Source organism: Pseudoalteromonas rubra, from assembly GCF_005887115.1.
GTDB lineage: Bacteria > Pseudomonadota > Gammaproteobacteria > Enterobacterales > Alteromonadaceae > Pseudoalteromonas > Pseudoalteromonas rubra_F.
In genome coordinates this window covers 1-11,671 of sequence record NZ_PNCJ01000030.1, presented here as the reverse complement: position 1 = coordinate 11,671, position 11,671 = coordinate 1, and the positions used below count along the sequence as shown (strand labels likewise).

The window sequence follows — 11,671 nt, the reverse complement described above, 5'->3', positions numbered from 1 at the left end:
AGTTATTATATTAATCTACCTGTCTGAGCACATGACTTTGAACCTGAGCAGAGGTTGCGACAGCTGAAAACCCCATTGTAAAGGGGGCGAGACCTCAATAGTCGAACCTAAGTGGTGAGCACGCAAAACAGGATAGATTGGTATTATTGTCAACTGACTATGACACAGAGATAGGGTAAACTCTAGAGCACAAAATTAATCGCCCGGCATAAAAACGGGGTGATTAAGCTTATCTCTCTTGCGCTGAAAATCGGGAAAATACGTTTCCGTACCACCTCAAAGGTGGCATATCTAACACAAAGGAAAACCGTAAAATGACACAAATCGGTATTTTTGGCGCCAATGGCCGCATGGGCCTGGCGCTGATTGAAGCAGTCCAACAGTCTCAGCATTGCCAGCTTGGCAGCGCATTCGTCAGAGCGTCTTCGCCACACCTTAACCAGCCTATTGCCACGTTACAGCCGCAAGCACCCGCCGGGTCGACCTTTAGTTCTGAACAGCAACTCGACCCTGAACTGGATGTACTGATCGACTTTACCCTGCCAGAGGGCATGCTTGGCCACCTGCAACAGGCTGTGGCCAACAAAACACCTATGGTGATTGGCACAACGGGCCTGAGTGCAGAGCAAATGCAGGCACTGGAAACCGCCTCTCAGTCTATCCCGATTGTGTTTGCACGTAACTTTAGTGTCGGTGTGACGTTAATGCTGGACCTGGTGCAAACTGCCGCGGCAAAGCTGGCCGATGAAATGGACATTGAAATCTTTGAAGCCCATCACCGTAATAAAGTCGACGCCCCGTCGGGTACCGCACTGGCGATTGGTGAAGCCATTGCCGAGGCAAAAGGCTGGGATCATGACCAGGTGGCACGCTATGACAGAACTCAGGTACATGAGGCTAAAAGTCAACAAGAAATTGGCTATTCAGTGCTCAGAGCTGGCGATATAGTTGGTGAACACACGGCTTATTTTGCCACTATGGGAGAAAGGCTGGAATTAACACATAAAGCAACATCAAGATTAACCTTCGCATCAGGTGCTGTAAGGGCTGCGCAGTGGTTAAAAGATAAGCCAAACGGACTTTATTCCATGCAAGATGTGCTTGGATTGAAGAGGTAAGCTTACTATTTTAGCGTGTTCGTTAGTAAAAGTCGTCAAAAACCTTATTTTTTTGTTTTTTACGCGAATTGTTAGACGAATCTAAGAAAGTGCTGTAGACTATAACGAATTTGCCAAAATTTTAATAACTGCGTGTTACCAAGCGCTTTGTAAACGGGAAAACAAGCGTTGGCTTGCTCCCGTTTTTTACTATCTAGGAGGTTAACTTGACTAAATCCGCTCTCTTAGTCCTTGAAGACGGCACTGTGTTTCGCGGTACTGCCATTGGCGCTGACGGCCTGGCCGTTGGTGAGGTAGTATTCAATACGTCTATGACGGGATATCAAGAAATTTTGACGGATCCTTCTTATGCAGAACAGATTGTGACGCTGACTTATCCACACATCGGGAATACCGGTACTAATAGTGAGGATGAAGAAGCCGATAAAATCTGGGCTAAGGGTCTGGTAATTCGGGATTTGCCATTGCTTGCAAGTAATTTCCGTAACGAGCAATCGTTAAGTGACTACTTAAAAGCACGCAATATCCTTGGGATTGCCGATATAGATACGCGTAAGCTGACGCGTATCCTGCGTGATAAGGGCGCTCAAAATGGCTGCATCATCGCGGGTGATGAGATTGATGAGCAGCAGGCACTGGAAGCGGCAAAAGCGTTCCCAGGCCTTAAAGGGATGGATTTAGCGAAAGTCGTAACAACAGAACAGACTTACGAGTGGCGTGAAGGAAGCTGGACTTTAGGTCAGGGCTTTCAGACTCTGAGTGCTGAAGATGAGCAATTCCATGTTGTTGCGTATGATTTTGGTGTGAAAAAGAACATTCTTCGTATGTTAGTTGACCGTGGCTGTAAACTGACTGTAGTACCAGCAGAAACCTCCGCTGCAGAAGTACTGGCGATGAATCCAGACGGTATTTTCCTGTCTAATGGCCCTGGCGACCCAGCGCCTTGTACCTACGCAATCGATGCGATTAAAGCTTTCTTAGAAACAGACACGCCTATCTTTGGTATTTGTTTGGGCCATCAGTTACTGGCGCTGGCCTCAGGTGCACAAACGGTGAAGATGAAGTTCGGTCACCACGGTGGTAACCACCCGGTGAAAGACCTGGACCGTGACGTGGTAATGATCACCGCACAGAACCATGGTTTTGCTGCGGATGAAGCAACTTTGCCAGATAACCTGCGTGCAACGCATAAGTCGTTGTTCGACGGAACCTTACAGGGCATTCATCGTACCGACAAGCCGGCATTTAGCTTCCAGGGTCACCCAGAAGCGAGCCCGGGTCCGCACGATGCAGCACCGCTGTTCGACCACTTCATTGAATTAATGCAAGCACGTAAAGCCTAATTAGAACCGGAGTAACAATGCCAAAACGTACCGACTTAAACAGCATACTGATCCTGGGCGCAGGCCCAATCGTCATCGGCCAAGCCTGTGAGTTTGACTACTCTGGTGCTCAGGCGTGTAAAGCGCTAAGAGAAGAGGGCTACCGGGTTATTCTGGTGAACTCAAACCCGGCAACCATCATGACCGACCCGGAAATGGCAGATGCGACTTACATCGAGCCAATTCACTGGGAAGTGGTTGAAAAAATCATTGAAAAAGAAAAGCCAGATGCAGTACTACCCACTATGGGTGGTCAGACAGCCCTAAACTGTGCGCTTGACCTGGACAAGCATGGCGTACTGGCTAAACACGGTGTTGAGCTGATCGGTGCAACCGCAGATGCCATCGACAAAGCAGAAAACCGTGAACGCTTCGACGCGGCAATGAAAAACATTGGCCTTGAGTGTCCTCGTGCAGAGATTGCCCACTCAATGGATGAAGCGCACGACGTGCTGTCGCGCATTGGCTTCCCGTGTATCATTCGTCCTTCTTTCACCATGGGTGGTACCGGTGGTGGTGTTGCCTACAACATGGAAGAGTTCGACGAGATTTGTACCCGTGGTCTTGATTTGTCTCCGACCAACGAGCTGTTGATCGACGAGAGCTTGCTGGGCTGGAAAGAATACGAAATGGAAGTAGTGCGTGACAAAAACGACAACTGCATCATTGTGTGTTCTATCGAAAACTTCGACCCTATGGGTGTTCACACGGGCGACTCAATCACAGTAGCACCGGCACAAACCCTGACTGATAAAGAATATCAGCTCATGCGTAACGCCTCGATGGCGGTACTGCGTGAGATTGGCGTAGAAACCGGTGGTTCAAACGTTCAGTTCGGTGTTAACCCGGATGATGGCCGCATGGTTATCATTGAAATGAACCCGCGCGTATCACGTTCATCTGCACTGGCCTCAAAAGCAACCGGTTTCCCGATCGCTAAAATTGCGGCTAAGCTGGCAGTGGGTTATACCCTGGACGAGCTACAGAATGACATCACAGGCGGTGCAACCCCTGCGTCATTCGAGCCGTCAATCGATTACGTTGTGACTAAGATCCCACGCTTTAACTTTGAGAAGTTTGCCGGCGCTAACGACCGTCTGACTACCCAGATGAAGTCAGTGGGTGAGGTGATGGCCATTGGTCGTAACCAGCAAGAATCACTACAAAAAGCACTGCGTGGTCTGGAAGTAGGCGCAACGGGTCTTAACCCAATTGTGGCACTGGACGACCCGAAAGCGAAAGAAACCATCATTCGCGAGCTACGTGAGCCAGGCGCTGAGCGTATCTGGTACATTGCCGATGCAATGCGTCACGGTATGAGCGTAGAGGAAGTGTTCGAGCTGACCAAAGTTGACCGTTGGTACCTGGTTCAGATTGAAGACATTCTGAAAGACGAAGCCACCATCGCTGAAGTGGGCATGGCTGGTCTGAATAAAGACTTCCTGCGACGCCTTAAGCGTAAAGGTTTCTCAGATCCACGTATCGCTGAGATTGCGGGTGTGTCTGAAAAAGAAATTCGTAAGAAACGTCACCAGCTGGATATCCTGCCGGTTTATAAGCGCGTAGATACTTGTGCTGCAGAATTCAGCTCAGATACCGCTTACATGTACTCATCTTACGATGAAGAGTGTGAAGCCGCGCCGTCTGACAAAGACAAAATCATGGTGATCGGTGGGGGTCCTAACCGTATCGGTCAGGGCATCGAGTTCGATTACTGTTGTGTACACGCCGCGCTGGCAATGCGTGAAGACGGCTACGAGACCATCATGGTGAACTGTAACCCTGAAACGGTTTCAACTGACTACGATACCTCAGATCGTCTGTTCTTCGAGCCAATCACATTGGAAGATGTGCTTGAAATCGTGCGCGTTGAAAAGCCAAAAGGGGTCATTGTTCAGTACGGTGGTCAGACGCCACTGAAACTGGCCCGTGACCTTGAAGCGAATGGTGTGCCAGTAATTGGTACTTCACCAGATGCGATTGACCGTGCCGAAGACCGTGAGCGCTTCCAACAGCTGGTTGAGCGTCTTGACCTGCTTCAGCCTGAAAACGCAACGGTTACGTCACTGGAAGAAGCGGTGGCAAAATCTCAGGAAATCGGCTTCCCGCTGGTTGTACGTCCTTCTTATGTACTGGGTGGCCGTGCGATGGAAATCGTGTATGACGAAGATGACCTGCGTCGTTACATGACCGAAGCGGTTTCTGTGTCTAACGAAGCACCAGTATTGCTGGACCGCTTCCTGGATGACGCTATCGAAGTAGACGTTGATGCGATCTGTGACGGCGAAAACGTCATCATTGGTGGCATCATGGAGCACATTGAGCAAGCCGGTGTTCACTCAGGTGACTCTGCCTGTTCACTGCCTGCACACTCACTGTCGCAGGACATTCAGGACGTAATGCGCAAGCAAGTGCGCGACATGGCACTGGAGCTGGGCGTGGTTGGTCTGATGAATACTCAGTTCGCAGTCAAAGACGGTCAGGTTTACCTGATTGAAGTGAACCCGCGTGCTGCGCGTACTGTACCGTTTGTTTCTAAAGCAACCGGTGTTGCACTGGCAAAAGTGGCGGCGCGTTGTATGGTTGGCCAGTCATTGGAAAGCCAGGGCGTGACGAAAGAAGTTATCCCGCCTTACTACAGCGTAAAAGAAGTGGTACTGCCATTTGCTAAGTTCCAGGGTGTTGACCCAATGCGTGGTCCTGAGATGCGCTCTACCGGTGAGGTAATGGGTGTTGGTGAAAACTTCGCCGAAGCCTTCGCAAAAGCGCAATTAGGTGCATCAAACGCTTTACCACGTGGTGGTCGCGCGCTACTATCTGTTCGCAATGGTGACAAGGCACGTGTTGTAGAGCTGGCTAAGACCATGAAAGCCATTGGCTTTGAGCTGGATGCCACCAAAGGTACAGCACAAGCTCTGGAAGACGCCGGCATCGAAGTACGTCGCGTAAACAAGGTATTTGAAGGTCGTCCGCACATTCTTGACCGCATCAAGAACGGTGAGTACAGCTACATTGTGAATACCACAGAAGGCCGTCAGGCCATCGAAGATTCGAAGGTGTTACGTCGTGGTGCACTTCAGCATAAGACTAACTACACCACTACGCTCAACGCAGCGTTTGCAAACTGTACAGCCAATGAGGCTGACGACAGAAGTTCTGTAAACTCTGTTCAGGAGCTACACCAGCGTTTGAACTAAGAAGAACAAGGCCAGGGCGCAAGCCCTGGCAATGAGTGAGATACTATGCAATCAATTCCGATGACAGTACGAGGCGAAGAAATGCTTCGTGAAGAACTGAACCATTTAAAGAAAGTCGTCCGTCCTAAGATCGTTGCCGACATCGCGGAAGCGCGTGAGCACGGCGATCTGAAAGAAAACGCCGAATACCACGCTGCACGTGAGCAGCAGGGATTCTGCGAAGGCCGCATCCAGGAAATTGAAGCCAAACTGTCTACATCACAGGTTATTGACGTCACTAAAATGGCAAACAATGGCAAAGTGATCTTTGGCAGCACGGTGACCATAGTCAATGTTGATACAGACGAGGAAGTGACCTACAAGATCGTAGGTGACGACGAGGCAGACATTAAAAACAATCTGATCTCGGTTAACTCGCCTATTGCACGTGGTCTTATCGGAAAAGAACTGGATGATTCAGTGACCATTCAAACTCCAAACGGTAGCGTTGAATACGACATCATCGAAGTTGAATATGTCTAGATTTGTCTAACCTATAGCACCAAAAACCCGACCCAGTGTCGGGTTTTTTATTGCCCACTCCTTAACCTTGTGCCAGATCAAAGAGCCGCAAAAGCAGCGCGTTATGATGAGTTTAACAAAGGAGAACATCATGACTGCTGACCAATTAACGAGTTTTCTCAAATCCAAACAAAATGAACTGAGTCAACGGATAGCCGCCATTGAAGCCGATTTCAGAAAGGGCCGGTCGGCCAACTTTGCAGAGCAAAACACCGAGCGTGAAAACGACGATGTACTGGATGAAATTCATCAGGAAGCCAAGCAAGAGCTGGTCATGGTTAATCACGCGATACTGCGAATAGAGCAGGGCACCTATGGCCTGTGTCAGCACTGTGAAGAACAAATCAATCCGGAGCGTTTAAACGCTCTGCCTTACACAACGACTTGTATTAAATGCGCTAAATAGAAAGGACCGTATTATGACAATTGAAAAACATGACTTGCACCACGAATTTCCGGAATACAAAGACGAGATCCACCACCTGAAAATGAACGACGCGCATTTTGCTCGTTTGTTCAAGGAGTACCACGAGTGCGATCACGAAGTACATCGCATTGAAACCGGCGCAGAGAACACCTCTGACGACTATCTCGAATCACTGAAAAAACAGCGCCTGCACCTAAAAGACCAGCTGTTTTCTATCATTAAGAAAGCACAGACTGTTGCTTAAGTCTTAGCTTGAACTGTCAGATTTGGCTGAAAAGGCTTAATCTGACGGTTTTGTGTTGAAAGTGGGGATTTAGTTATTACTTGTTTGTGACCTATCATGAGTTAATGCAACTGCGCTAAGGGTGGCTTTGAGCGAAGAACGGACTTTGGTAGCGAAAGCTATGTAAGCTTTTTACAAAGTGCCTGGTTTCTTCCGATAACATTCTTACTCGCAGGTTTGTGGTAAGGTGACAAAATGAGATGTAACGCTATGCTATCTTTCTGTTTACATTGGCAGTTAATAGTGGAATTATGAAGCTATGTGATATGAGCCGCTTTGGTGTGTTTTGAACTACTAAAGAGGGATAGAGTAAGCTGTTAGCAGTACTGAAGCATTTTGCATAAATTGCGTTGTTAAGGTGTAAATTTGGATTACGATGAAATAGTAAAAGATTACCTAAAAGTAGCTCAAGAACTTTACGGTCCAATGGTTAATGCGTGGAATTATTCAGGTATTGAATTTAATAATATGCGACCCCATTTAAGGTACTTTTCTGATACTGGCAATCTAGTAGTTTCTTTAAACCAGAAAGCTAGAAATGACAATGTACAATTTCATTTTCAATTATCACATGAAATATGTCATATGCTTTACCCTACTATGGATATAGTAACAAACATAAATAAACCAACTACAGTTTTAAATGAAGGTCTATCAACCTATTTTTCATTATTTGCAATTGAAAACCTGTGCAATGTACAGGAAGTAATTTCCAACCTAAAAGAATATAGTAACAATTACTATCATGCATTTTTGCTAGTAGCACAGCTTCATCAAATAGATCAGGGTGCCGTTAAAAAATTAAGATCCATAAAGCCAATGCTGAATGAGCTAAAGGAAGAAGATTTTGAACATGCAGGACTGAAAATTCCTAAAGAGCTAGTTAAAAAATTATTAACGGTATTCAAGTAAGTACTGCTAACAAGCCAAGTCAATGGGACAATTTTAAGCAGGCTCCCGTCGCTTCGCTCCTAATTTTTGTCTGCTTTAAAATTGCCCCTGCTTGGGGCGTTGTATGCAAAGCAGTATCTAGCACTACCAATGATACAATAACTAATAAATTTAATTCACAATAGGGAAATGTAATGATTACATATGGAGAAATAACTTTAAAGTCAGGCTTTAAATATCAAGTTGAATTACATTCAGTCAAAACTGATAGCATGGGCAACCTTTATGGAGGAAAGTTTAAAAATGATACAGATTTTCTAACACAATTAGAGAGTGACGCAAAAGATGTGGGGTCATGGAAGGCAGTACAAGAGATGAACATCCAGTTCGATTACCGAGGTAATAATTTTGATTGCGATATTCTTGTACAAGACGTATTTAATGAATTTATTTCATTCAAAGTAATAAAAATGCTTGCCATGTAAATTGCGCATGATAAGCAATAAAATCAGGTTGAAAAGTTGGGTTTTTCGTTCCTCAATATTTTAGCCAATAATTTTCCCATTATTAGGGTTCTATAATTACAGATTAAGCCTCAACATTTAATTTAAGAGAGATATTATGTGGGATGATAGAAGAAGGTATTTGGATGGGTATAAACCCAAGCCATTTAACTCTGATACAGGTGATAGTGAAGCACAAAGGGACAGGGCTAGATTAATACATTCCTCTGCTTTTCGTAGACTTCAATCAAAAACTCAAGTTCTTGGCATTGGAGAAAGTGATTTCTATAGAACCCGATTAACCCATTCATTAGAGGTCGCCCAAATAGGGTCAGGAATTTGCGAAAACTTAAGAGAAAGATATTCGTCTGAAAAAGAGTTTCTTGACTGGATACCAACACTTAGTCAAATCGAAGCTATCTGCTTGGCTCATGATATTGGGCATCCTCCATTTGGGCATGGTGGAGAAGTTGCTTTAAACTTTTATATGCATGAATTAGGCGGTTTTGAAGGAAATGGACAAACTTTAAGAATCGTATCTCAGTTAGGAGAATACTCACCCGATAGAGGCTTAGATCTAACTCGAAGAACCATGCTTGGACTTTTGAAATATCCAGTCCTTCATAATGAAGTTGCATCATACGACAATGCTTGCTCATGTCGAACCAAAATCAACATTGATGCTTATAAACCACCAAAATGTATTCATGATGATGATGATGAAATATTACGATGGATATTAGATGGAATTCCAAGAAATGATGTGAGTGAGTTTAGATCTCGAAAGAAAAAAGATGGGAAATTGAAGTCTAAGTATAAGGCATTTGACACATCTATAATGGAGCTTGCTGATGACATATCTTATGGCGTTCATGATTTAGAGGATGCACTTGCACTTAGACTTGTCACAGAAAGAGAGTGGAATAATGAAGTCATAGATAAGCTTAGCGGAAACAATGCCATCTCTGACGATATAGCTTTTTATACCAAAAAGCTATTTTCAGACTCCAATAAGGAAAGAAAACACGCAATCAGCAAATTAATTGGGTATTTTATTCCAGAAATAACGATAAAAAATCAAAAAAAATTCGAGACGCCGTTACTTGATTTGCAAGCAGTCATGTCCGATGACGCATCAAAAACACTAGAAGTTCTAAAAGACTTTGTATTCAAGCATGTTATAAAACGCCCAGAGGTTCAGACTTTAGAATATAAAGGACAACAGATGGTTCTTAGTCTTTTTGAAGTACTCCAAGACAATCCAAAGCGTCTATTACCTTTATCAACCTACGAAAAGTATTCAGAAAGCCCAAATCCAAAGAGAGTAATATCAGATTATATCTCAGGTATGACCGATAGCTACGCGACAAAACTCTACCATAAACTATTCAGCCCTGATATGGGGTCGATATTCGATAGAATGTGAACGGCAAACACTGACACCCGAGGCAAACGGGTTAGACAAACAGAGACACCCACCCGAAACTGGCGTGCGGAATGTACGTCGTCTACCTTTAGGTAATGCTCAATGGATTGAGAATGACAAATTATGCCAACGGCAAGGAAGAAGCAGGTCAGCTTATCAGACACTAAGTACTATCACTGTATATCCCGGTGTGTTCGCCGGGCATTTCTGTGCGGCAAAGACAGTGAGACAAACAGAGACACCCACCCGAAACTGGCGTGCGGAATGTACGTCGTCTACTTTTAGGTAATGCTCAACGGATTGAGAATGACAAACTATGCCAACTGCAAGGAAGAAGCAGATCAGCTTATCAGCCACTAGGACGGTTGAATGGACACCCACCCGAAAATAGCGTGCGGGATGTACGCCGTCTACCTTTAGGTAATACTCAATGGATTGAGGATGACAAATTATGCCAACTGCAAGGAAGAAGCAGGTCAGCTTATCAGACACTAAGTACTATCACTGTATATCCCGGTGTGTTCGCCGGGCATTTCTGTGCGGCAAAGACCGCCTCACGGGCAAGTCTTATGAACATCGGCGAGACTGGGTTGAGGAAAAATTGCTGACCCTTGGCAAGGTGTTTTGCATTGATGTGTGTGGCTATGCTGTTATGAGCAATCATACGCATATTGTGTTGTATGTGGATGATAAGAAAGCACAAAGGTTATCAGATAAAGCAATAGTACTTCGCTGGCATAAGCTGTTTAAGGGCAACTGGCTGACGCACAAGTTCATTGGTGGTGATGAGCTGAGCGTATCCGAGTATAGTATGCTGGCAGCTGATATTGCTGAATTCAGACTCCGTCTTGCGAGCATCAGCTGGTTTATGCGGGTGCTCAATGAAGACATTGCCCGCAGAGCCAATAAAGAAGATGGTTGCACAGGCCGGTTTTGGGAAGGACGATTTAAGTCACAAGCCTTGCTGGATGAAGCGGCATTGGCAGCGTGCCTGGCTTATGTTGACCTGAATCCAGTCAGAGCCAAAATGGCAGATACACCGGAAACGTCAGACTACACCAGCATTAAAAAGCGTATTGAGCATGCACAGCAAGGAAAGCAGCCCAAAAGCCTACTACGTTTTGCGGGTAATCCAAGGAAGCACATGCCCAAAGGACTGCCGTTTGAGCTGACCTATTACATTCAACTGGTAGAGTTAACAGGCCGATGCATGCGTACAGATAAGCGGGGTTATATCAGCGATAGTCAGCCACTGCTGACACGATTGCAAATAGAGCCAGACAATTGGCTCAAGCTCACTACGCAATTTACGAAGGTCTTTCATGGCGCGGTAGGGCGAAAGCAAGCGATGACAGATTACTGTGAACATCTTCATAAAAGGCGACGAGCCAACTTGACTCAGTGCGAGCGATTACTGGGTTAACACCTTTACGTAAATACCATCTCGATTTATCCAAGCTCAGGTTTGGGTACGTTCTCGTATTGTTCGAATCTGATTATTCTTCAGGGTCTGGTGCTTAAACTTACGACTTTCACTGCTCCGAACTTATAGAAAGCGCAGCATTTGATAGTCTTTCATTTTTTTATTGAACCTGCCCACAATTGGTCTGCGAATTTACCGGTGGGTGTCACTTAAAAACTTCATCACTTAAAATTTATTATACCGGTGGGTGTCACTTAAAAACTTCATTGTGGCCACTGCCCACCGGCTGGATACACAATCGGGGGCGACACAATGTATCAAGGGTTAGGTTGTCAGGTGAGCTCGGCGAGGACAAGGGTCATTGAACCCGTGTGGGTGTAGTGAGCCACTGACAACCGCTTATCTGTTTGCCAAAGTACGATGAAAAAAGGTCCAACCCTGCCTGCGTAAAACCCGACGA

The 11,671-nt window shown here is 45.5% G+C and carries 10 protein-coding genes and 1 pseudogene; all 11 read left to right on the top strand.

Annotation, left to right across the window (positions count from 1 at the left end):
- Nucleotides 1–314 precede the first annotated feature (314 nt).
- The 11 genes and pseudogenes from dapB to CWB98_RS18030 all read left to right on the top strand — a co-directional run bounded on the left by dapB (nucleotide 315) and on the right by CWB98_RS18030 (nucleotide 11,211).
- Complete coding sequence (gene dapB / locus CWB98_RS18075; RefSeq protein ID WP_138546123.1) at nucleotides 315–1,118, top strand: 4-hydroxy-tetrahydrodipicolinate reductase; 804 nt, start codon at nucleotides 315–317, stop codon at nucleotides 1,116–1,118.
- A 206-nt stretch (nucleotides 1,119–1,324) separates the two neighbouring features.
- Nucleotides 1,325–2,461, top strand: coding sequence for a glutamine-hydrolyzing carbamoyl-phosphate synthase small subunit (carA, locus tag CWB98_RS18070; protein WP_138546122.1), 1,137 nt, complete (start codon nucleotides 1,325–1,327; stop codon nucleotides 2,459–2,461).
- Between the two features lie 17 nt (nucleotides 2,462–2,478).
- Nucleotides 2,479–5,697, top strand: a complete 3,219-nt coding sequence (gene carB, locus CWB98_RS18065) for a carbamoyl-phosphate synthase large subunit (protein ID WP_054017180.1) — start codon at nucleotides 2,479–2,481, stop codon at nucleotides 5,695–5,697.
- 45 nt (nucleotides 5,698–5,742) lie between these two features.
- Entirely contained in the window at nucleotides 5,743–6,219 is a 477-nt protein-coding gene (gene greA, locus CWB98_RS18060; RefSeq protein WP_046003103.1) for a transcription elongation factor GreA, read from the top strand.
- Nucleotides 6,220–6,349: 130 nt separating this feature from the next.
- A complete protein-coding gene (locus CWB98_RS18055; protein ID WP_054017181.1) occupies nucleotides 6,350–6,664 on the top strand; it encodes a TraR/DksA family transcriptional regulator in 315 nt (104 codons plus the stop codon).
- A 13-nt stretch (nucleotides 6,665–6,677) separates the two neighbouring features.
- Nucleotides 6,678–6,929, top strand: coding sequence for a YdcH family protein (locus CWB98_RS18050; protein ID WP_046003101.1), 252 nt, complete (start codon nucleotides 6,678–6,680; stop codon nucleotides 6,927–6,929).
- A gap of 405 nt (nucleotides 6,930–7,334) precedes the next feature.
- Nucleotides 7,335–7,880, top strand: coding sequence for a hypothetical protein (locus tag CWB98_RS18045; RefSeq protein WP_138546121.1), 546 nt, complete (start codon nucleotides 7,335–7,337; stop codon nucleotides 7,878–7,880).
- A 173-nt stretch (nucleotides 7,881–8,053) separates the two neighbouring features.
- The gene (locus tag CWB98_RS18040) at nucleotides 8,054–8,344 is read left to right on the top strand and encodes a hypothetical protein (RefSeq protein WP_138546120.1); all 291 of its coding nucleotides are present in this window, start codon (nucleotides 8,054–8,056) and stop codon (nucleotides 8,342–8,344) included.
- Nucleotides 8,345–8,480: 136 nt separating this feature from the next.
- A complete protein-coding gene (locus CWB98_RS18035; protein ID WP_138546119.1) occupies nucleotides 8,481–9,788 on the top strand; it encodes an anti-phage deoxyguanosine triphosphatase in 1,308 nt (435 codons plus the stop codon).
- A gap of 123 nt (nucleotides 9,789–9,911) precedes the next feature.
- Nucleotides 9,912–10,025, top strand: a pseudogene (locus CWB98_RS24465) (transposase); the annotation flags it as partial.
- Between the two features lie 214 nt (nucleotides 10,026–10,239).
- Nucleotides 10,240–11,211 carry a transposase gene (locus CWB98_RS18030; protein WP_138546118.1) on the top strand — a complete coding sequence of 324 codons (972 nt, stop codon included), beginning with the start codon at nucleotides 10,240–10,242 and terminating at the stop codon, nucleotides 11,209–11,211.
- Nucleotides 11,212–11,671 lie beyond the last annotated feature (460 nt).